The organism is Paracoccus sp. PARArs4 (assembly GCF_947311865.1).
Lineage (GTDB): Bacteria > Pseudomonadota > Alphaproteobacteria > Rhodobacterales > Rhodobacteraceae > Paracoccus > Paracoccus zeaxanthinifaciens.
The window spans coordinates 69,955-89,999 of record NZ_CAMZMW010000002.1; the positions used below are offsets into that span (position 1 = coordinate 69,955).

Below are 20,045 nucleotides of genomic sequence, written 5' to 3' on the forward strand. Positions count from 1 at the left end.
TTACCTCGATATAGTATTAACAGCATACATATAATTTAATAATATTCTTGATTAATTACTAATGAGGAGTAACTTTAATTCGAGGCGGCGAATAAGTCGCTTCCAGGGGGAGGGATCTCGGAAAGGTCCTTTTTGGCTTAATGCGGGCAAAATGCCCGATGTAACGAGGAGTGGAGAAATGAAGAAAATGATGATCGCAGTTATCGCAGCGACCGCTTTCGGCGGCGCGGCTTCGGCTCAGACCGTTCTGGGCACGGGCACCTGGTCGGGATCCGAAAGCGGAACCATGTATTCCGGTTCCTCCAGCGCCGGCACCTTCGGCGGCGTTTCGAGCGGTTCGAACGCGACGTCGATGGGCCTCAGCTCGACCGGTTCGGCGGTGGCAACCACGAGCCTGGGGTTTGGTGGTGCAGTGTCGGGTACGACAACTGCCACCACTGCTACCGGCGCGGCTGGCAATACCTCGACGACCAGTTCGTTCGGCTTCGGCGGTGCCCTGGGTTCCGGGAGCTACAGCGGCGGGAATGGTAGCAGCGCGGGCGGCTTCGGCGGCTTCGGCACGTCGTTCTGAGCGACATGACACCACTCCGGGCCGCATTCGCGTGGCCCGGAGCAATATGCCTTCAACCCGTGCTGAATATGTAATTCAGCGCTTTAACCAATTTACGTTTCAAGAGGGGGGAGTAAGTCATGTGTCACGAAAAAAGAATAACCATGATCGCGGTTGCGGCTATGGCGGCTATGGTCACCATCGGGTGGCCTTATGCGGTTAATGCGCAATCTTCCGAAAGCGGCGCGAATTCCAGCTCGTCGAGCTCGACCGATGTCGAGAGCGCGGCATCCGCAAATGCGTCGGGCGGCAATTCGAATGCGCAGATATATCTGGATCAGCGCGGTCCGTCGTCGCTGAGCACGCAGCACAGTTACAGCGGCAAATACACGGTCAGATCCGCGCCTTCGGTCCAGCCGCCCTCGATGGGGTCGGGACATCCGTGCGCCTTGGGGGGAAGCATAGGCATATCGCTGATCGGCGGCGGCGCGGCGGCAGGTCTGAACCGGGTCGATGACGCGTGCCTTCTGGCACAGATGGGTCAGGGGCAAGCCGCGCTGATTATGATCGCGCGGCGCGACGAAGAGGCCTGCAAGGCCCTGCGCCAGGTCGGAACGATCCCGGCGACCAGCCAATGTTCCCGCTCGGAGCGCGTGCGGCGGACAAATTCGTTGGCGGCAGCCAGCCGGGCGGCGCCGACGCCCGCGCCTGCCGCAGCACAGACCGTGTCCATCGCGCGTTACGTCAGCTGCTCGCGGCGCGCGGACGATCGCATCGTCGCACGCAAGCGTTCGGGGGCGCCATTCAGCGACGAGCAGGTCGCCGCATTCTGCAGAACGCAGTTGGCACGCTGACGGGAAAGTTGCTGCCATGACAACGGGAGGGGACATCGCCCCCTCCTCGTCTTCGTGTTCACTCGGCCGCTTCGCGCTTGGGCAGCACCCAGTCGGGGCGGGGGAAGTGGCAGGTATAGCCGTTCGGGAACCGCTCCAAGTAATCCTGGTGCTCGGGCTCGGCCTCCCAGAAGTCGCCCACCGGCTCCACCTCGGTCACGACCTTGCCCGGCCAGAGGCTCGACGCCTCGACATCCGCGATCGTGTCCAGCACCACCAGCCGCTGTTCCTCGGAGACGTAGTAGATCGCCGAGCGATAGCTCATCCCGATATCGTTGCCCTGCCGGTTCGGCGTGGTCGGATCGTGGATCTGGAAGAAGAACTCCAGCAGGTGGCGATAGGTGGTCATGTCGGGATCGAAGACGATCTCGATGGCCTCGGCATGGGTGCCGTGATTGCGATAGGTCGCGTTCGGGACGTCGCCGCCCGAATACCCCACGCGGGTCGACAGCACGCCCGGCAGCTTGCGGATCAGATCCTGCATGCCCCAGAAGCAGCCACCCGCCAGAACCGCGCGCTCAGCCATGGGTCACCTCGCCGACCTGATCCAGGTATTCGCCGTAGCCCTCAGCCTCCATCCGGTCCTTCGGCACGAACCGCAACGATGCTGAGTTGATGCAGTAGCGCAGACCGCCCGCCTCGCGCGGGCCGTCGGGAAAGACGTGGCCCAGATGGCTGTCGCCATGCTTCGAACGGACCTCGACCCGGACCATCCCGTGCGAGGCGTCGTGATGCTCGGTCACGTTCTGCTCGATCGGCTTGGTGAAGGCGGGCCAGCCGCAGCCGGAATTGTACTTCGCCCCCGACGCGAACAGCGGTTCGCCCGACACGATGTCGACATAGATGCCGGGTTCGAAATGGTGGTCGTATTCGCCGGTGAAGGCCCGTTCGGTGCCGTTTTCCTGCGTGACGCGATACTGCTCGGGCGTCAGCCTGTCGATCGCGTCCTGCGATTTCTCGTATGCCAATTGATCCTCCGGGAAATGGGGTGGCTTCCGTGCCCACATATGGGCATTGCCACCCCGCTTCGCAAAGGTTCAGGCCATGATGTCGCGACGGGCCGCGTCGTATTCGCGGGCCAGCCGGTCGACCAGCGAGGCCACGGGACCGACCGACTTGACCGCGCCGATGCCCTGGCCCGCGCCCCAGATCTGGCTCCAGGCCTTGGGTTTCGAGGATCCCCCGCCGAAGTTCATGGCGCTGACATCGGCCGATGCCAGGTTGTCCGGGTCCAGCCCCGCGTTCCGGATCGACGGCGCAAGATAGTTCCCCGACACCCCGGTGAAAAGCGAACTGGTCACGATGTCCATCGCGCCCGAATCGACGATCATCTGCTTGTACTCGGCCTGTGCGTTCGCCTCGTCCGTGGCGATGAACGGGCTGCCGATATAGGCGAGATCCGCCCCCATCGCCCGCGCCGCCAGCACCGCACCGCCCGTCGCGATGGACCCCGACAGCAGCAGCGGCCCGTCGAACCATTCGCGGATTTCCTGGATCAGGGCGAAGGGCGATTGCGGCCCCGCATGGCCGCCCGCACCCGCCGCGACCGCGATCAGTCCGTCGGCGCCCTTCTCGATCGCCTTCTTGGCGAAGACGTTGTTGATCACGTCGTGCAGCGCGATGCCGCCGCAATCATGGGCGGCCTCGTTCACCTCGGGGCGTGCGCCAAGCGAGGTGATCCAGATCGGCACCTTGTGGCGGTTGCAGATCTCGAGATCGCGTTCCAGCCGCGCATTGCTGCGATGGACGATCTGGTTCACCGCGAAGGGCGCCGCGGGCTTGTCGGGATTGGCCTGGTTGTGGCGGTCCAGTTCCTCGGTGATGCGGGTCAGCCATGCATCCAGCAATGGCGGCTCTCCGTCCTTCTCACGCGCGTTCAGCGCCGGAAAGCTGCCGACGATGCCCGCCTTGCATTGCGCGATGACCAGTTCGGGCCCCGACACGATGAACATGGGCGAGGCGACGACGGGGATGCGCAGGTTGCGCAGGATCTGTGGCAGCATCAATTCCTCCCTGATGTGGGCGAACGATGCCAAGGGTTTACGCGGGCGGCAACCCTGACGCGGCGACATGAGAAAGGCCCCGGCGATCTGCCGGGGCCTTCTTTGTTCGGGTCCGTCGCCTCAGTGGATGGGGGCGTCGGGGCGGGGGCCTTCGCCGACCGCGCCAAGGCGCGGTCCCGACCGGCCGACGCGGTCCCCCACCAGCAACCCCTCGGGGCCGGCCGTCACGTGCAGGGTCTGCCCGTCCAGAACCTCGCCCGACAGCAGCAGCTCGGCCAGCGGGTCCTGCAGCGCGCGCTGGATCACGCGCTTCAGCGGGCGCGCGCCGAAGACCGGGTCGTATCCCTGATCGGCCAGCCACTTGCGGGCGTCGTCGTCCAGCTCCAGCGCGATCTTGCGCCCCGCCAGCCGCGCGCCAAGACGCGCCAGCTGGATGGTGACGATCCCGTCCATGTTGTCCCGCGTCAGGCGGCGGAAGATGATCAACTCGTCCAGGCGGTTCAGGAACTCGGGGCGGAAATGCGCGCGCACGGCCTCCATGACCTGCTGGCGGGCATCGGTGGCATCCGCATCCTCGGGCAGGGTGGACAGCGCCTGCGATCCCAGGTTCGAGGTCAGGATGATCAGCGTCTGCTTGAAATCCACCGTCCGGCCCTGGCCGTCGGTCAGCTGCCCGTCGTCCAGCACCTGCAGCAGCACGTTGAAGACGTCGGGATGCGCTTTCTCGACCTCGTCGAACAGTATCACCTGGTAGGGGCGCCGACGCACGGCCTCGGTCAGGACGCCGCCCTCGTCATAGCCGACATAGCCCGGAGGCGCGCCGATCAGGCGGGCGACCGAGTGCTTCTCCATGAACTCGGACATGTCGATGCGGACCATCGCGCTGTCATCGTCGAACATGTATTCGGCCAGCGCCTTGGTCAGCTCGGTCTTGCCGACGCCGGTGGGGCCAAGGAACAGGAACGACCCGAGGGGGCGGTTCTCGTCGTTCAGGCCCGCGCGGGCGCGGCGGACGGCGTTGCTGACGGCGGTGACGGCCTCGGACTGGCCGATCACGCGGCGGCCGATCTCCTCCTCCATGCGCAGCAGCTTGTCGCGTTCGCCCTCCAGCATCTTGGCGGTGGGGATGCCGGTCCAGCGTTCGACCACCTCGGCGATCTGCTCGGGGCGGACGGCCTCCTCGACCATCGGGCCTTCGGCGTCGTCAGCCTCGGCCAGCTGTTTTTCCAGGCCGGGGATGATGCCATAGGACAGCTCTCCGGCGCGGGCGAGGTTGCCCTCTCGCTTGGCCTGGTCCAACTCGGCCCGTGCGCGGTCCAGCTGTTCCTGCAGGTTGCGCGAACCCTCCATCTTGTCGCGTTCGGCCTGCCAGCGGGCGGTCATCTCGGCACTGCGGTCCTGCAGGTTCGACAGGTCCTTCTCCAGCCGCTCCAGCCGGTCGCGGCTGGCGGCGTCGTCCTCTTTCTTGAGGGCCTCGGCCTCGATCTGCATCTGCAGGATCTGGCGGTCCAGCGCGTCCAGTTCCTCGGGCTTGCTGTCGACCTCCATCCGCAGGCGGGACGCGGCCTCGTCGACAAGGTCGATGGCCTTGTCGGGCAGGAAGCGGTCGGTGATGTAGCGGTTCGACAGCTGGGCTGCCGCCACCAGCGCGGCGTCGCTGATGCGCACGCCGTGGTGAAGCTCGTACTTCTCCTTGATCCCGCGCAGGATGCTGATGGTGTCGTCCACGGTCGGTTCCTCGACCATCACCGGCTGGAACCGGCGGGCAAGGGCCGCGTCCTTCTCGATATACTTGCGGTATTCGTCCAGCGTGGTGGCCCCGACGCAATGCAGCTCGCCACGGGCAAGGGCGGGCTTGATCAGGTTCGCGGCATCCATCGCGCCATCGGTCTTGCCCGCGCCCACGAGGGTGTGCAGCTCGTCGATGAACAGCACGATCTCGCCCGCGGCGGTCTCGATCTCCTTGAGGATGGATTTCAGGCGCTCCTCGAAATCGCCGCGATATTTCGCGCCGGCGATCAGCGCGCCCATATCCAGCGCCATCAGCCGCTTGTCGCGCAGGGATTCGGGGACATCGCCGTCGACGATGCGCAGGGCCAGCCCCTCGGCGATGGCGGTCTTGCCGACGCCGGGCTCGCCGATCAGGACGGGGTTGTTCTTGGTGCGGCGCGACAGGACCTGCATGGCGCGGCGGATCTCCTCGTCGCGGCCGATGATGGGGTCGATCTTGCCGTCGCGGGCGGCGGCGGTCAGGTCGCGGGCGTATTTCTCCAGCGCCTCGTAGCTGTCCTCGGCCGATGCCGTGTCGGCGGTGCGGCCCTTGCGGATGTCGGAAATCGCGGCGTTCAGCGCCTGCGCGTTCACCTGGCCCGCCGAGAGGGCGTCGCGGGCATTGGTGTTGACCATGGCTAGCGCCATCAGCAGCCGTTCGACCGGCACGAAGCTGTCGCCCGCCTTCTTCGCGACCTGCTCGGCCTCGTCCAGAACGCGCACCAGGCTGGGATCGACATAGACCTGGCCCCCGCCGCCCGTCACGCGGGTCAGCTTGGCTACGGCCTGGTCGACCGCGTTGCGCACCGCGCCCGCATCCCCGCCCGCGCGGGTGATCAGGTTCGCGGCCAGCCCCTGGTCGTCATCCATCAGCGCCTTCAGCAGATGCTCGGGCACCACGCGCTGCTGGTTCTCGCGGATCGCGATGGTCTGGGCGGCCTGGATGAAGCCGCGCGACCGCTCCGTGAACTTCTCCATGTTCATCGGTACTTCTCCTTGTGCAAAGCCCCCGGTTTGCGGGCGCCCTGTTGCGGCACGCCCCCGGTCCGGGTCATGGAAAAGAGATAGAGAGCCGCCCGAAGCTTTCAAGCTGCGGGTTATCGTGACATAACGCGCCGATTTCATGCGCAGGGGATGTTTCGGGATGGATGACAGGCTGATCGTGGCGATGGACGTGCCGAATGCGGTCGCGGGGCTGGACCTGGCGGGCAAGCTGGGCGATGCGGTGGGCTTCTACAAGATCGGCCTGGGGATGCTGACCGGCGGCGGGCTGGCCCTGGCGAACGAGCTGAAGCAGGAGCATGGCAAGCGCATCTTCCTGGACATGAAGCTGTTCGACATCGGCGCCACGGTCGAGGCCGCGGTCCGCGGGCTGGCGCAGTTCGACCTGGACTTCCTGACCGTGCACGGCGATCCGCATGTGGTCCGCGCCGCCAAGGAGGGCGCCGCCGGGACCGGCCTCAAGATCCTGGGCGTGACCATCCTGACCTCGCTGGACCGCGCGGATCTGGATGCGGGGATGATCCAGCCGGGCGATCTGCACCAGATCACCGTGGAACGTGCCGCCCGCGCCTTCGAGGCCGGTGCCGACGGCATCATCTGTTCCCCGCGCGAGGCCGCCGACATCCGCGCCCTGCCGAATTCGCGCCTGATCGTGACGCCGGGCGTGCGCCCGACGGGCAGCGCGCTTGGCGATCAGAAGCGGGTCGAGACCCCCTCCAGCGCCATTGCCGCCGGGGCCGATCACATCGTCGTCGGGCGTCCCGTCTGGAAGGCCGCCGATCCGCGCGCCGCGGCCGAGGCGATTCTGTCCGAGCTGCGCGTGCATTGACGCGAATCGCCCCTGCGGCCACCATTCCCCGCAAAGGCGGGGGCTGTCATGTCGCAGGGTGCATCCGAAAAGGCCCATAACGAACTGGTTCTGTCCTTCCTGTCCGTCAGGCGGGCGATCGGGGCACTGGGCTTCTTCCTGCCCGTGATCCTGCTTCTGTCGGCGCCCTTCATGCAGGGCGGGCTGCGGACCAGCATCTCGTCCTACTATTACAGCTCGATGCGCGAGGTCTTCGTGGGCACGCTGTTCGCGCAGGCCGTCTTCCTGTGGTCCTACGAGGGGTTCCGCCCGCGCGCGGGCGACCTGATCACCGACCGCCGCATGGCGCGGCTGGCGGCGGTATCGGCGGCCATCGTCGCGCTGGCCCCGACCTATGGTCCCGAGGTGGACTGCACCGCGCTGCAATGCCTGCTGGGGCCGGGCAGGGCGGCGATGCTGCATTTCGCGGCGGCGGCGCTGTTCTTCGGCGCGCTTGCCGTCTTCTGCCTGGTGCTGTTCGTGAAGGGCGACGAGGACAGCCCCGAGAAGCGGGCCTCGAACCGGATCTATCGCATCTGCGGCTGGACGATCATCGGCTGCATCGCCGTGATCGGCGTGATGGCTGCGACCGGGCTGGATGACGCACTGGCCATCCTGCGCCCCGTCTTCTGGCTGGAGAGCGTCGCCTGCTTCGCCTTCGCGACCAGCTGGGCGGTCAAGGGCGACAGCCTGCGCCCGCTGGTGCGCAACATGGCGCGGGGGGCAGAACGGCCCTGATCCAGTCGCGGAAATGCGGGATCGACAGCGGATGGGCCAGGTAATCCGCCACCGGCATCATCGCCCATGCCTGACCTTCGTCGCCCAACCGCAGGGAGGCGATCTCGGATGCGGTGATCTGGCCCGTGAACAGCCACGAGGTCATGCCCGGGCGCGACTGCGACGGGAAGGCATGCCCTGTCAGGCGATCCGGGCTCAGCGACAGGCCGACTTCCTCGGACAGTTCGCGCAGGGCGCAGCGCAGGGGCGATTCGCCTCCCTCGCGTCCGCCGCCGGGCAGATCCCAGTGACCAGGAAAGGGCAGGCCGGGGAAATCGTCGCGCAGCAGCGTCAGCATCGACGATTCGCGGCGCAGCAGCAGCTTGGCACCGTTGAAGGCGTCACTCTGCGGCGATCTGGCCATTGCCGCGATCCGCGCCCAATGTCGAAAGCCGCGCGACCACACGCTCCATCCGCTTCGCGAAGCCGTCGAAATCGGCGCGCGGCGTGATCGTCGCCTCGTCCATGTAGAGCGAGCGGTCGATCTCGAGCTGGACGACGTGGATGTTCTGGGCGGGCCGCCCGTAGGCGCTGCAGATATAGGCCCCCGAGAACGGCGAGTTGCGGCGGATGCGCCAGCCCTCGTCCTCGATCGCCTCGCAGACGGCCTCGGAAATGCGGGCCGCAGCGGAGAGGCCGTGGCGGTTGCCAAGCACCATGTCGGGGCGCGGCCCCTGCAGATGCGACAGCGCGTCATGGGGCATCGAATGCATGTCGATCAGGATCGCCTGCCCGAATCGGGCGCGGGCCTCGCGGATCAGCGCGTCCAGCTGCTGGTGATAGGGGCGCCAGCAGGCCTCGATCCGGCGCTCGGCCTCGGCGCGTTCCATCTGGCGGCGGTGGATGGCCCGCCCCTGCGACACGACGCGGGGAATCACCCCCAGCCCCGCCATCGTGCGCTGGTTCAGCGGATGGCGCGGAACGCCGCGCACCAGCAGGGGGTCGATCTCGTCGGCGGCGCGGTTCAGATCGACGATGCTGCGCGGGATGGGCGATGACAGCGCGACGGCCCCGTAATGGGGCGCGGCCTCGATGAAGCGGTCCACGAAGGCATCCTCGGACGAGCGCAATTCGTCGATCGACAGATTCGTGTCGGCCAGGAACCATTCGGGATATTCGCAGCCCGAATGCGGCGAGGCGAAGATGACCCCGCTGGACCAGGCCGCGGGACGCACGAGTCGGAAGGGTTGTTCGATCAGTGACACGTGGATTTCCCGTGCAGAAACGACATTCGCATATAAACCTGAAAAAACTGCTGCTGATAGGTCTTGAATCCCCCGAAGCGCCCTTATATAGGATCGCGAACCAAGACGAAGCGGAGACGCGAAGTCGAGGAACGGGCGGTTAGCTCAGCGGTAGAGCACTACGTTGACATCGTAGTGGCCACTGGTTCGATCCCAGTACCGCCCACCATATTTTTCGCCGCCCCCGGCCGCAAGTCGGGGGCATTTGTTTTCCAAGCGGCTGCGACGCGCCGCGATGATGGAGAAGACCTATGAAGGTTCGCAACTCGCTCCGCTCGCTCAAGAGCCGGCATCGCGATTGTCAGATCGTGCGCCGCAAGGGCCGTATCTACGTGATCAACAAGACCAACCGCCGCTTCAAGGCCCGCCAGGGCTGATCGACGGAAGGCTTGCGCCGGAACATCCCGGCAAGTCATGGAAAACGCGAATGAACCCGCCCTTCGAGGCGGGTTTTTTCATGCCTGCGCGCGGGCGTTAACGAATTGGCAAGTTTTCCGTTCTGCGCCCGGCGATTGCAGGTTATCCTTGCGGGACCGGCAGGGGGCCGGGCTTGCGGGATCGTATCATGTTCATCATCGGCGGTGTCATCAGCATTCTCGTGGCCGGCATGATGGTCGACGTGACCAGCCTGGCCACCCGGTCCGAGGTGGATGACGACGATCTGCCCCCGGATCCCCCCGAATCGGACGATGCGCTGCCGCCGACCTGATCGAGGCCGGTGCGGGCGACGACTGGGTGCAGGGCGATCTGCCCTATGGTCCGGGCAGCGGCGACACGGTCCATGGCGGCGCGGGCGATGATTCGCTGACCGGGCAGGGAGGCGACGACCTGGTCTTCGGGGACGAGGGGGACGACACCATCCTTGGCGGCGAGGGGAACGATTCGCTTTTCGGCGGCACGGGCAACGACTGGCTGTCGGGGAATGACGGCGACGATCTGCTCGTCTCGGGCGGAGGGGCTGACGATCTGGACGGCGGCGCGGGCGACGACATCCTGATCGGGGACGACGATCCCGACACCGTCTGGATGAACGGGGGCGAGGGCGACGACACGCTGATGCCCGGCGCGGGCGATTTCGCGTCCGGCAATGCGGGGGCCGACCTGTTCGAACTGCGGGGCCTGCATCAAGACGTGCCGATCATCGCCGATTTCGACGCGGCCGAGGACGAGATCCTGCTGCATGTCCCCCAGGACATGATCGAGGGTGCGCGCCTGTCGATTCGCGAGGACGAGGACGGCACCACCGTCATCGAGGTGAACGACCAGGCCGTGGGGCGCCTGCTGCAGCGTGGCGGGCTGGAACTGTCGCATATCCGCATGATCGCGGGCGGCTGATCCCCGAAAGGGGTTTCCAAACGGCTGCATTTCGTCTAGTTGCGCGCATCCGCTTGGGTCACGGCCCGGCGGGCGATTCATGGGCCCGTGCTGGACGACATCCCGGCCTGCGCCGTCACCCTAATCCGAAAGGAGATCCCGATGTCGATCACCGCAGAAGAAAAAGCCCGCGTCATCAAGGAATTCGGCAAGACCGAAGGCGACACCGGCAGCGCAGAAGTCCAGATCGCGATCCTGACCTCGCGCATCGTCACGCTGACCGAGCACTTCAAGACGCACAAGAAGGACAACCACAGCCGTCGTGGCCTGCTGAAGCTCGTCGCTCAGCGCCGCAAGCTGCTGGACTACCTGAAGGGCAAGGAAGAAGCTCGCTACAACGTGATCATCGCCAAGCTGGGCCTGCGTCGCTAAGACGACGGCCTGCCTTTCGATGGCAAATGGCGCCCGTGACCGGCCGGTCACGGGCGTTTTCTCGTGCCTTGCCGCGTCTTTTCAAATCGCCGGTTTTCCTGTATGGCCGCGAAATCTGAGACGTGAGGCCCGGCCCCGGGGCGCATGCGATAAGGATCGGGGCGGCGGCAATGGGGCCGCCATATGACACGGGATCACCGGAGGGCCGGTCGGTCCCAAGAGGAAACCAGATGTTTGATGTCGTGACGAAATCGATCCAGTGGGGCCAGGAAACGCTCACGCTGGAAACGGGCAAGGTTGCCCGTCAGGCCGACGGCAGCGTCATCGCCACCCTTGGCGAGACCAGCGTGATGGCCAACGTGACCTTCGCGAAGGAACCGAAGCCCGGGCAGGACTTCTTCCCGCTGACGGTCCACTACCAGGAAAAATACTATGCCGCGGGCAAGGTGCCCGGCGGCTTCTTCAAGCGTGAGGCTCGTCCGTCCGAAAAAGAGACGCTGACCGCCCGCCTGATCGACCGACCCATCCGTCCGCTGTTCGCCCCCGGCTTCAAGCACGAAGTCCTGGTGATGTGCACCGTGCTGAGCCACGACCTGGTCAACGATCCCGACATCGTTGCCATGATCGCCGCCTCGGCCGCGCTGACCATCTCGGGCGTGCCCTTCATGGGCCCGATCGGCGCAGCCCGCGTCGGCTTCTCGGATGGCGAATACGTGCTGAACCCCGAAGTCTCGGACATGGATCAGCTGCGCAACAACCCCGAACAGCGTCTGGACCTGGTCGTCGCCGGGACCAAGGACGCCGTGATGATGGTCGAATCGGAAGCCTACGAGCTGACCGAGGAAGAGATGCTGGGCGCGGTCAAGTTCGGCCATGACGCCATGCAGCCGGTCCTGGACCTGATCATCGACCTGGCCGAGGCTGCCGCCAAGGAGCCGTTCGACTTCCAGTCGCCGGATTACAGCGCGCTCTATGCCCGCGTGAAATCCTTGGGCGAGGCCGAGATGCGTGCCGCCTATGCGATCCGTGACAAGTCGGACCGTCAGGACGCCATCGCCGCCGCCAAGGCGAAGGTCAAGGAACAGCTGACCGAGGAAGAACTGGCCGATGCCAACCTGGGTTCGGCCCTGAAGAAGCTGGAATCGGGCATCCTGCGCGGTGACATCATCGACGGTGGCGCCCGCATCGACGGTCGCGACACCAAGACCGTCCGCAGCATCGAAAGCCAGGTCGGCGTCCTGCCGCGCACCCACGGTTCGTCGCTGTTCACCCGCGGCGAGACCCAGGCCCTGGTCGTGACCACGCTCGGCACCGGCGATGACGAACAGATCATCGACGCGCTGCACGGCAACTTCCGCTCGAACTTCCTGCTGCACTACAACTTCCCGCCCTATTCGGTCGGCGAGGTTGGCCGCGTCGGTTCGCCCGGTCGCCGCGAGATCGGCCACGGCAAGCTGGCATGGCGCGCGCTTCAGGCCGTGCTGCCCGCCGCGACCGATTTCCCCTACACGATCCGCGTCGTCTCCGAGATCACCGAATCGAACGGTTCGTCCTCGATGGCTTCGGTCTGCGGCGGTTCGCTGTCGATGATGGATGCGGGCGTCCCGCTGAAGGCACCGGTCGCGGGCGTCGCGATGGGCCTGATCCTGGAAGATGACGGCCGCTTCGCCGTCCTGACCGACATCCTGGGCGACGAGGATCACCTCGGCGACATGGACTTCAAGGTCGCCGGCACCGAAGCGGGCATCACCAGCCTGCAGATGGACATCAAGGTCCAGGGCATCACGCCCGCGATCATGGAACAGGCGCTGGCACAGGCCAAGGACGGCCGGATGCACATCCTGTCCGAGATGTCGAAGGCCATCAGCGAGGCCGGCAGCTTCTCGGCCCATGCCCCGCGCATCGAGACGATGCAGATCCCGACCGACAAGATCCGCGAAGTGATCGGTTCGGGCGGCAAGGTCATCCGCGAGATCGTCGAGGTCTCGGGCGCCAAGGTCGACATCAACGACGACGGCACGATCAAGATCGCGTCCTCGAACGGCGATGCGATCCAGAAGGCCTATGACATGATCTACTCGATCGTGGCCGAACCCGAAGAGGGCAAGGTCTATACGGGCAAGGTCGTGAAGCTGGTCGATTTCGGCGCCTTCGTGAACTTCTTCGGCAAGCGCGACGGCCTGGTGCACGTGTCCCAGATCGCCAACAAGCGCCTGGGCCACCCGTCCGAGCTGCTGAAGGAAGGCCAGGAAGTGAAGGTCAAGCTGCTGGGCTTCGACGATCGCGGCAAGGTCCGCCTGGGCATGAAGATGGTCGACCAGGAAACCGGCGAGGAAATCGTCGAGAAGAAGGAAGAAGCGACCGAGTGATCGGATCGTCTTTCCGGACAGGGGCCCCGCGATTGCGGGGCCCTTCTTCGTTCCGGGCCCACGCTGATGTGCATTGGCATCCTGCATGCGATCCCGCAGAACTGGCTGCATGCCGATGAGCCTGGAACACGCAATCCTGTCGCGCCTGCCGCCCGTCCTGCGGGGGCCGCTGCTGCAGCTTTTGACCCGCAATCTGGACCTCGATCCCGAGATGCTGCGGGGCAGGCGGGTGCTGATCATGGGCTCGGCCTCGTGTCTGGCCGAGGATCTGGGCGCACTGGACTGCGCCCGTTACGATCTGCTGGTGCGGTTCAACAACGGGCTGGACACGCCCGTGCAGCTTCGTGGGCATGACGCGCTGCGTTGCGACCTGCTGTTTCATTCGCTGACAGGCGATGCCCGTCCGGTGACGCCGGACAAGCTGGACCGTGCGGGTGTTCGCTGCATCGTCCACCGGACCGCCACGCGCAGCGCGCTTCTGAACACCCTGATCCAGAAGAAACGCCTGCGAGGTGTCCCCGTGGTGCGCATCCCGCTGGAGCGGTACCGCAGCCTGTCGCGCAGGTTGGGCGGGGCCAGCCCCAGTTCCGGCCTGGTGGCCGCGTCCGTCATGCTGGACATGCCCGTGGCCGAGTTGGCCATCGCGGGCTTCACCTTCTTCTCGACCCGCTATATCGCGGGATATGACGATGCCGTGGCCACCGACGAGGCGGCGCGCAGCCGCGTCGCTGCCGCCGGACATCACGACCCAGAGGCCGAGGCCGCCATCCTGGCCAAAGACGTCGCGGCCGCGATATCGCGTGGCATGAACGTGACGCTTGGGCCGAACGTCTTGCGGGCGATCGCCCGCGTGACGGGGCGCCCGATCGACAGCCTGCTTGCCTGCGCACCCTCATCCGGGCCACAAGCGCAGATAAGCAATTCCGATCCCGGGGCCGCAGACCTGCGCCCGTGATTCCAGACGGCAAGACATTTGGGGGCACCTGCGAATGACTGACCAGCCGGTCCTGATCCTGACGATGAAATGGGGCACGCTCTATGGAGCCGAGGACGTGAACCGACTGGCGCGCCAGGTGCGGCGGCATCTGTCGCGGCCGCATCGCTTCATCTGCTTCACCGACGATGCGCGCGGGCTGGATGCCGGGGTCGAGGCGATGGACCTGCCCGAGCTGGGCCTGCCCGAGGGGCATGGCGACACGCGTTGGCGCAAGCTGGCCATCTTCCGCCCCGACCTGGCGGGGCTGTCGGGCACGGCGCTGTTCCTGGATATCGACCTTGTGGTCGTGGACGACCTGGACCCGTTCTTCGATCTGCCCGGCGATTTCCGCATCATCCGCGACGACGACCTGTTCCGCCCCAAGCCCCTGCGCCGCCTGAACCCCGCGCGCGACCGCTTCCTGCACAGCGTCGGCAATTCCAGCGTGTTCCGGTTCCGCATCGGCGAACATGCCTACATCCTAGATGCCTATCTGGCCGATCCGGCCGCCGCGACCCGGGACTACGAGATCAGCCAGCAGTTCCAGTCCGCCCAGCTGGCCGCGCATGGCGATCTGCATTACTGGCCGAAGGGCTGGTGCGTCAGCTTCAAGAACGACTGCGTGGCGCCCTCGCTGCAAAGCTATCTCCGCGATCCCGAACTGCCCGAGGGTGCGCGGATCGTCCTCTTCGCCGGAGCGCCAAAGATGGAGGACGTCTTTGCCGGGCGCGGGCACAAGTGGTACCGCCGGATCGGTCGGATCGACTGGCTGCGCGACGCCTGGCAGGCGAAATGATCTCGGCCGCGTTCCGCCGCCTGAAGCATCGCCGCCGCACCGCGCGCGCACTGGCCGAGCTGTCGCGCCCCGCGCCCCAGCCGCGTCCGCACGGGCTGCCCGCACCGCTGGTCGTGTCGCTGACCAGCTATTGCGCGCGATTCGCGACCCTGAAGCCGACGCTGCAATCCATCCTGCGCCAGGACGTGCGCCCCGATGCCGTCGTCCTGTGGCTGGCCGAGGACGACCTGCCCAAGCTGCCCGCCGATATTCCCGCGCTGCCGGGATTGCAGGTCCGGGCCTGTCCCGACCTGCGATCCTACAAGAAGATCGTGCCCAGCCTGCATCACTATCCCGACGCCTATATCGTGACGGCGGATGACGACGTCTTCTATCCGCAGGGCTGGCTGGCAGGGCTGGTAGATGCCGCGCGCGACGGCGCACGGGTGGCCTGCAACCGGGCACACCGGATCGCGATGGCCGGGCCGGAAACGCCTGCGCCCTATGATCGCTGGTCGCACAACATCGACGCCCCAGAAACCGGGCCGCAGGTCTTCCTGACCGGCGTGTCGGGCGTCATCTATGCCCCCGGGGCGCTGCATCCCGACGCGCTGCGGGCCGATCTGTTCACCGATCTTGCGCCCAGTTCCGACGATGTGTGGCTGTACTGGATGCACCGCATGAACGGGGTCGAGGCGCGCAAGATCGGCGGACGGCAGCGCATCCTGGAATGGGAGGGCAGCCAGGACAGCTGCCTGCGACAGGCCAACACGCAGTCTGGATCGGGTAACGACCGCGCGATCGCGGCCATGATCGCCCGCTATGGCTGGCCCGGCGGCGTCGAAGACTGACCCGCGCCCTTGCGGCTTGCGGGACGCGGTGTCAGGCTGCGCCCCGAAAGCCAAAGGAGGGCAAGATGTCCGATCTGCTGGACAAGCGTCAGTTCTATATCGACGGTGCGTGGGCCGATCCCGCCGCCGCCCGCGATCTCGAGGTGATCGACCCCTCGACCGAAGAGGCCGTGGCCGTGATATCCCTGGGGGATCAGGCCGATACCGACCGCGCGGTCGCGGCGGCCAAGCGTGCCTTCCCGGAATGGTCCGCGACCCCGCCCGCCAAGCGGCTGGCCGTGGTCGAGAAGGTGCTGAAGGTCTACGAATCCCGGATCGAGGACATGGCCCGTGCGATCAGCCTGGAAATGGGCGCGCCGCAGGACATGTCGCTGAATTCACAGGCGTCGGCGGGCAGCTGGCACATCCAGAACTTCATCGACGCCTTCCGCGAGTTCGAGTTCGTGCGTCCGCTCGGGCCGCATGCGCCGACCTCGGTCACCACGTGGGAGCCGGTCGGCGTCGTGGGGCTGATCACGCCCTGGAACTGGCCGATGAACCAGGTCACGCTGAAGGTGATCCCGGCGATCCTGGCGGGCAACACCTGCGTGCTGAAACCCTCCGAGATCGCGCCGCTGTCCTCGCATCTGTTCGCCGAGATCATGGACGAGGCGGGCGTGCCCGCGGGCGTGTTCAACCTGGTCAATGGCGACGGCATGGGCGTCGGCAGCCAGCTGTCCACCCATCCCGATGTCGAGATGATCAGTTTTACCGGGTCGACCCGCGCGGGCATCGCCATCACCAAGGCGGCGGCCGACAGCCTGAAGAAGGTCGTGCTGGAACTGGGCGGCAAGGGCGCGAACATCGTCTTCGCCGATGCCGATGAGCAGGCCGTCGCGCGCGGAGCCGCGCATTGCTTCAACAATACCGGCCAGTCCTGCAACGCGCCGACCCGGATGCTGGTCGAACGCTCGGTCTATGACGCTGCGGTCGAGACCGCGGCCCGCGTCGCGACCGAGACCGCCGTCGCCACCGCCCACCAGCCCGGGCGCCATATCGGCCCCGTGGTCAGCAAGGCGCAGTGGGACAAGATCCAAGACCTGATCCAGCAGGGCATCGACGAGGGCGCGCGCCTGGTCGCGGGCGGCACCGGCCTGCCCGAAGGCGTCAACCGCGGGTATTTCGTGCGTCCCACGGTCTTTGCCGACGTGTCGAACGACATGACGATCGCCCAGCAGGAGATCTTCGGCCCGGTCCTGTCGATCATTCCCTTCGACACCGAGGAAGAGGCCGTCCGCATCGCGAACGACACGCCTTACGGCCTGACCAACTATGTCCAGTCGCAGGACGGCGCGCGGCGCAACCGCGTGGCACGTCAGCTGCGCTCGGGCATGGTCGAGATGAACGGCGAATCCCGCGGTGCCGGTTCGGCCTTCGGTGGGGTCAAGATGTCCGGCCGCGCGCGCGAGGGCGGGATCATGGGCCTGGAAGAGTTCATGGACAGCAAGGCCATCAGCGCCTGGGACAACGACGCCTGATCGGCGTCAGTCCAGTTCCGCAAGAAAGATGTAACCCGCGCCATAGATCGTCTTGATCAGGCGCGGGTTCTTCGGATCCTCGCCCAGCTTGGTGCGCAGCCGAGAGATCCTCACGTCCATCGCCCGGTCGAAGCTGTCGCCCGCCGCACCCCCAAGCGTCTCCAGCATCTGTGCCCGCGTGATCAGGCGGCGGGGATTGTCGGTGAACAGCCGCAGCACCTCGGCCTCGGCATGGCTGAGCGGCGTTTCGACGCCTTCGGGCGACATCAGCACGTAGCGGTCGAAATCGGCGGTCCAGCCCGCGAAGCGCAGGGTCTGCGCGCGGGCGGTCGCGTCGCGGGCGGGGCGGCGCAGGCGTGCACGGATGCGGGCCACGACCTCGGCGGGTTCGAAGGGCTTGATGATGTAATCGTCCGCGCCCAGCTCCAGCCCCGTGACGCGATCCTGCACCTGCGCCCGCCCCGAGATGATGATGATCGCCGCCCCGGATTCGCTGGCCAGCCGGTGCACCAGCGCCAGCCCGTCGCGATCGGGCAGGCCCAGGTCGATCAGGCAGGCATCGGGGGTGATGCGGCGCAGGGCGGCCTCGAACTCGGTCGCGCGGGAAAAGGACTGCGTGCGAAAGCCCGACTGCTCCAGCGCCTGCGACAGAAGGCGGCGGATCTCGGGTTCGTCGTCCAGGATGGCGATCAGCGGCGTGTCGGTCATGGGGCATCCGGTATGGCGTGAAGAAGGGTCGCGGCCAGCCGCGCGGTGGTGAAGGGCTTGGTCAGGACCGCGCAATCCGCGCCGTCGCGCAGCGGGTGGCCCGGCGGCAGCGATGTCATGGCGACCATCGGGTGCGCGCCCGCAAGGTCCAGCCCCAGCCCGTCGCCCAGCTGGATGTCGGTCAGCACCGCATCGAGGCCCGGCAGGTCGGACAGGGCGCGGGCCTCGGACAGGCTGGCGGCCTCGATCACGGAATGCCCGAGCGAGGTCAGCTGGTCGCGGACCTGCGCGCGGATCTGGTCGTCATCCTCGACCAGCAGGATCATGCGGGGCGCCACGGGCCGCCAGGGCAGCCGCAGCACGACGCGCGCGCCGCCCGAGGGGTCGTTGCCGATGCGCAGCGTGCCGCCCGACAGCTTGGCCATGTCATAGACCATCGACAGCCCCAGCCCCGACCCCTGGCCCTTCTTGGTGGTGAAGAACGGCTCGGTCGCGCGGGACAGCGCCTCGGGGGCGAAGCCGGTGCCCTGGTCCGCGACCTCGATCGCCAGCCAGTCGCCCGTGCGATGCGCGTCCAGCGTGATCCTGCCACCGCCGGGCATCGCTGCATCGGCGTTCAGGATCAGGTTCAGCACCGCGTCCTGCAGCGCGCCCGCGTCCAGCATCTGCTTGCCGGGGGGCAGGTCCAGGACCAGCCGCAGCTCGGCCCCCTCGGACAGGGCGGGGCGGGCCAGCTGCGCCACCTCGGTCAGCAGGGCGGCGGGGTCGGCGGGTTCCTGCACCGGGTCGCGCGGCCCCGAGATGCGCGCCAGCCGGTCCAGCAGCGCCGCCCCGCGACGGGCGGCGGCCAGCGTGCCCTGCACGTCGTCCTGGGCGTCGGGGGGCAGGTCGCGCGCCGCCAGCCGCCCCTGCAGCCCCAGGATGATCGTCAGCAGGTTCCCGAAATCATGCGCCATGCCCGCCGTCATCTGCGCGGCCAAGGTGCGCTTGCCCGCATGGGCCAGCGCCTCGCGGGCCTGAACCTCGGCCGAGACGTCGGTGGACAGGATGTAGACGCCATGCCCGTCATGGTCGGGCGTCAGCGCGATGCGGATGCGCCGCCCCGATCCGGGATGCGTGATCTCGAAGACCTGCGCGTCGCCCTCCAGCGCGCGGGCCATGTAGGGCAGCAGCGTCGCGCAGGTCTCCCGCCCCAGGGCCTGTTCCAGCGTCAGCCCGACGATGTCCTGCGCGGCGCCCGGAAAGATCGCGGCCAGCCTGCGGTTCGAGAAGGTATAGCGGAAATTCGCGTCCATATGCGCGATATGGGCGGGGACCATCTGGGTCACCTGCCGGGTGCGGGCCTCGGTGCGGGTCAGGACGCGCTGCGCCTCGGACAGGGCCGCGTTGGTGGCGGCCAGTTCGCGGTTGGCCGCGGCCAGCCGTTCCGCGTTCAGCAGCACCTGGTCCGACAGCGCGTCGGAACGCGCGCGCAGCAGGCGTTCCTGTTCCTTGATATGCGTGATGTCGGTATAGACGGTGACCCAGCCGCCCTGCGACAGGGGCGCCCCCTCGACCGCGATCCAGCGCCCGTCGGCGCGGCGGCGCTCGAAGTAATGCGGCTGGAAGGTGCGGGCCTGCGCCACGCGGAAGGCCACGGCATCGTCGGGATCGTCCTGCGGTCCGTATTCGCCGCGCAGCACCAGGAAGCGGATCGTGTCCTCGAAGCTGGCGCCGGGACGGGTCAGCTCGGGCGGCAGGCCGAACATGCGCTGGTACTGCATGTTGCCCACGCGCAGCCGCAGGTCGTCGTCGAAGATCGACAGCGCCTGTCCGATCATGTTCAGCCCGGATGCGACCAGGTCGCTGTCGATGCTGGCCATCGTCAGCGGGTCGCGCAGGTCCCTTCGCGTCATGTCCATCCCCCCGATCCACGGGCCCCCGATCCAACGGTTAGCACCCCCCGTCAGGCTGCGGAAGCGCCGTAACATTTCGTTGGAATTCCGAAAAACTGCGGCAATGATTGCTGCAGACAGTG

The 20,045-nt window shown here is 66.8% G+C and carries 21 protein-coding genes and 1 tRNA gene; 14 read left to right on the plus strand and 8 right to left on the minus strand.

The annotated features are described in order from the left end of the window. Positions 1–178: 178 nt before the first annotated feature. Complete coding sequence (locus QMZ16_RS01800) at positions 179–571, plus strand: hypothetical protein (RefSeq protein ID WP_282601890.1); 393 nt, start codon at positions 179–181, stop codon at positions 569–571. A 143-nt stretch (positions 572–714) separates the two neighbouring features. Further along, a complete protein-coding gene (locus QMZ16_RS01805; protein ID WP_282601891.1) occupies positions 715–1,404 on the plus strand; it encodes a hypothetical protein in 690 nt (229 codons plus the stop codon). A gap of 58 nt (positions 1,405–1,462) precedes the next feature. Here the strand turns inward: QMZ16_RS01805 and msrA are convergent, their stop codons facing one another. The 4 genes from msrA to clpB form a co-directional block, all read right to left on the minus strand. Continuing rightward, positions 1,463–1,969 (minus strand): peptide-methionine (S)-S-oxide reductase MsrA, encoded by a 507-nt coding sequence (gene msrA / locus QMZ16_RS01810; RefSeq protein ID WP_282601892.1) that lies wholly within the window; start codon positions 1,967–1,969, stop codon positions 1,463–1,465. Continuing rightward, complete coding sequence (msrB, locus tag QMZ16_RS01815; protein ID WP_282601893.1) at positions 1,962–2,411, minus strand: peptide-methionine (R)-S-oxide reductase MsrB; 450 nt, start codon at positions 2,409–2,411, stop codon at positions 1,962–1,964. Before msrB ends, msrA begins: the two co-directional genes overlap by 8 nt. A 69-nt stretch (positions 2,412–2,480) precedes the next feature. Next, the gene (locus tag QMZ16_RS01820; protein WP_282601894.1) at positions 2,481–3,446 is read right to left on the minus strand and encodes a nitronate monooxygenase family protein; all 966 of its coding nucleotides are present in this window, start codon (positions 3,444–3,446) and stop codon (positions 2,481–2,483) included. A 120-nt stretch (positions 3,447–3,566) separates the two neighbouring features. After that, the gene (gene clpB, locus QMZ16_RS01825; protein WP_282601895.1) at positions 3,567–6,200 is read right to left on the minus strand and encodes an ATP-dependent chaperone ClpB; all 2,634 of its coding nucleotides are present in this window, start codon (positions 6,198–6,200) and stop codon (positions 3,567–3,569) included. A 160-nt stretch (positions 6,201–6,360) separates the two neighbouring features. Here clpB and pyrF point away from each other — a divergent pair, with 160 nt between their 5' ends. Together pyrF and QMZ16_RS01835 are read left to right on the plus strand one after the other, a co-directional pair. Beyond that, on the plus strand, positions 6,361–7,047 hold the full coding sequence (gene pyrF, locus QMZ16_RS01830) for an orotidine-5'-phosphate decarboxylase (RefSeq protein ID WP_282601896.1): 687 nt from the start codon (positions 6,361–6,363) through the stop codon (positions 7,045–7,047). A 48-nt stretch (positions 7,048–7,095) separates the two neighbouring features. After that, positions 7,096–7,803, plus strand: a complete 708-nt coding sequence (locus QMZ16_RS01835) for a hypothetical protein (RefSeq protein ID WP_282601897.1) — start codon at positions 7,096–7,098, stop codon at positions 7,801–7,803. Here the strand turns inward: QMZ16_RS01835 and QMZ16_RS01840 are convergent. Next, positions 7,742–8,206, minus strand: a complete 465-nt coding sequence (locus QMZ16_RS01840; protein WP_282601898.1) for an NUDIX hydrolase — start codon at positions 8,204–8,206, stop codon at positions 7,742–7,744. The genes QMZ16_RS01835 and QMZ16_RS01840 overlap by 62 nt on opposite strands. Then, positions 8,184–9,047: an N-formylglutamate amidohydrolase gene (locus QMZ16_RS01845; protein ID WP_282601899.1), complete on the minus strand. Its 864-nt coding sequence runs from the start codon at positions 9,045–9,047 to the stop codon at positions 8,184–8,186. Before QMZ16_RS01845 ends, QMZ16_RS01840 begins: the two co-directional genes overlap by 23 nt. 133 nt (positions 9,048–9,180) lie before the next feature. Here QMZ16_RS01845 and QMZ16_RS01850 point away from each other — a divergent pair. From QMZ16_RS01850 to QMZ16_RS01895, 10 genes are all read left to right on the plus strand, one after another. Then, a tRNA-Val gene (locus QMZ16_RS01850) sits at positions 9,181–9,255 on the plus strand. An 82-nt stretch (positions 9,256–9,337) separates the two neighbouring features. Beyond that, entirely contained in the window at positions 9,338–9,463 is a 126-nt protein-coding gene (ykgO, locus tag QMZ16_RS01855; RefSeq protein WP_028725484.1) for a type B 50S ribosomal protein L36, read from the plus strand. Positions 9,464–9,651: 188 nt separating this feature from the next. Next, positions 9,652–9,795, plus strand: a complete 144-nt coding sequence (locus QMZ16_RS01860; protein ID WP_282601900.1) for a hypothetical protein — start codon at positions 9,652–9,654, stop codon at positions 9,793–9,795. 26 nt (positions 9,796–9,821) lie between these two features. After that, positions 9,822–10,421 (plus strand): calcium-binding protein, encoded by a 600-nt coding sequence (locus QMZ16_RS01865; protein ID WP_282601901.1) that lies wholly within the window; start codon positions 9,822–9,824, stop codon positions 10,419–10,421. 141 nt (positions 10,422–10,562) lie between these two features. After that, complete coding sequence (gene rpsO / locus QMZ16_RS01870; protein ID WP_022705972.1) at positions 10,563–10,832, plus strand: 30S ribosomal protein S15; 270 nt, start codon at positions 10,563–10,565, stop codon at positions 10,830–10,832. A gap of 230 nt (positions 10,833–11,062) precedes the next feature. Then, positions 11,063–13,201, plus strand: a complete 2,139-nt coding sequence (gene pnp / locus QMZ16_RS01875) for a polyribonucleotide nucleotidyltransferase (RefSeq protein WP_282601902.1) — start codon at positions 11,063–11,065, stop codon at positions 13,199–13,201. Positions 13,202–13,310: 109 nt separating this feature from the next. Continuing rightward, on the plus strand, positions 13,311–14,156 hold the full coding sequence (locus QMZ16_RS01880) for a hypothetical protein (RefSeq protein WP_282601903.1): 846 nt from the start codon (positions 13,311–13,313) through the stop codon (positions 14,154–14,156). A 34-nt stretch (positions 14,157–14,190) separates the two neighbouring features. Next, positions 14,191–14,973 carry a hypothetical protein gene (locus tag QMZ16_RS01885; RefSeq protein WP_282601904.1) on the plus strand — a complete coding sequence of 261 codons (783 nt, stop codon included), beginning with the start codon at positions 14,191–14,193 and terminating at the stop codon, positions 14,971–14,973. Then, complete coding sequence (locus QMZ16_RS01890; protein WP_282601905.1) at positions 14,970–15,803, plus strand: glycosyltransferase family 2 protein; 834 nt, start codon at positions 14,970–14,972, stop codon at positions 15,801–15,803. The genes QMZ16_RS01885 and QMZ16_RS01890 overlap by 4 nt, the downstream gene beginning before the upstream one ends. Positions 15,804–15,877: 74 nt before the next feature. After that, complete coding sequence (locus tag QMZ16_RS01895) at positions 15,878–17,320, plus strand: aldehyde dehydrogenase family protein (RefSeq protein ID WP_282602044.1); 1,443 nt, start codon at positions 15,878–15,880, stop codon at positions 17,318–17,320. Positions 17,321–17,326: 6 nt separating this feature from the next. On the opposite strand, the gene QMZ16_RS01900 is transcribed toward QMZ16_RS01895, so the two are convergent. Together QMZ16_RS01900 and QMZ16_RS01905 are read right to left on the minus strand one after the other, a co-directional pair. Continuing rightward, positions 17,327–18,028 (minus strand): response regulator transcription factor, encoded by a 702-nt coding sequence (locus tag QMZ16_RS01900; protein ID WP_282601906.1) that lies wholly within the window; start codon positions 18,026–18,028, stop codon positions 17,327–17,329. Beyond that, positions 18,025–19,890, minus strand: a complete 1,866-nt coding sequence (locus QMZ16_RS01905) for a PAS-domain containing protein (RefSeq protein ID WP_282602045.1) — start codon at positions 19,888–19,890, stop codon at positions 18,025–18,027. The genes QMZ16_RS01900 and QMZ16_RS01905 overlap by 4 nt, the downstream gene beginning before the upstream one ends. Between the last annotated feature and the right edge of the window lie 155 nt (positions 19,891–20,045).

Bases quoted from the DNA above. Each gene is read 5' to 3' on its own strand.
- QMZ16_RS01800 (WP_282601890.1), top strand. From the start codon at position 179: ATGAAGAAAATGATGATCGCAGTTATCGCAGCGACCGCTTTCGGCGGC.
- QMZ16_RS01805 (WP_282601891.1), top strand. From the start codon at position 715: ATGATCGCGGTTGCGGCTATGGCGGCTATGGTCACCATCGGGTGGCCT.
- msrA (WP_282601892.1), bottom strand. From the start codon at position 1,969: ATGGCTGAGCGCGCGGTTCTGGCGGGTGGCTGCTTCTGGGGCATGCAG.
- QMZ16_RS01820 (WP_282601894.1), bottom strand. From the start codon at position 3,446: ATGCTGCCACAGATCCTGCGCAACCTGCGCATCCCCGTCGTCGCCTCG.
- clpB (WP_282601895.1), bottom strand. From the start codon at position 6,200: ATGAACATGGAGAAGTTCACGGAGCGGTCGCGCGGCTTCATCCAGGCC.
- pyrF (WP_282601896.1), top strand. From the start codon at position 6,361: ATGGATGACAGGCTGATCGTGGCGATGGACGTGCCGAATGCGGTCGCG.
- QMZ16_RS01835 (WP_282601897.1), top strand. From the start codon at position 7,096: ATGTCGCAGGGTGCATCCGAAAAGGCCCATAACGAACTGGTTCTGTCC.
- QMZ16_RS01840 (WP_282601898.1), bottom strand. From the start codon at position 8,206: ATGGCCAGATCGCCGCAGAGTGACGCCTTCAACGGTGCCAAGCTGCTG.
- ykgO (WP_028725484.1), top strand. From the start codon at position 9,338: ATGAAGGTTCGCAACTCGCTCCGCTCGCTCAAGAGCCGGCATCGCGAT.
- QMZ16_RS01860 (WP_282601900.1), top strand. From the start codon at position 9,652: ATGTTCATCATCGGCGGTGTCATCAGCATTCTCGTGGCCGGCATGATG.
- rpsO (WP_022705972.1), top strand. From the start codon at position 10,563: ATGTCGATCACCGCAGAAGAAAAAGCCCGCGTCATCAAGGAATTCGGC.
- pnp (WP_282601902.1), top strand. From the start codon at position 11,063: ATGTTTGATGTCGTGACGAAATCGATCCAGTGGGGCCAGGAAACGCTC.
- QMZ16_RS01880 (WP_282601903.1), top strand. From the start codon at position 13,311: ATGCCGATGAGCCTGGAACACGCAATCCTGTCGCGCCTGCCGCCCGTC.
- QMZ16_RS01885 (WP_282601904.1), top strand. From the start codon at position 14,191: ATGACTGACCAGCCGGTCCTGATCCTGACGATGAAATGGGGCACGCTC.
- QMZ16_RS01890 (WP_282601905.1), top strand. From the start codon at position 14,970: ATGATCTCGGCCGCGTTCCGCCGCCTGAAGCATCGCCGCCGCACCGCG.
- QMZ16_RS01900 (WP_282601906.1), bottom strand. From the start codon at position 18,028: ATGACCGACACGCCGCTGATCGCCATCCTGGACGACGAACCCGAGATC.
- QMZ16_RS01905 (WP_282602045.1), bottom strand. From the start codon at position 19,890: ATGGCCAGCATCGACAGCGACCTGGTCGCATCCGGGCTGAACATGATC.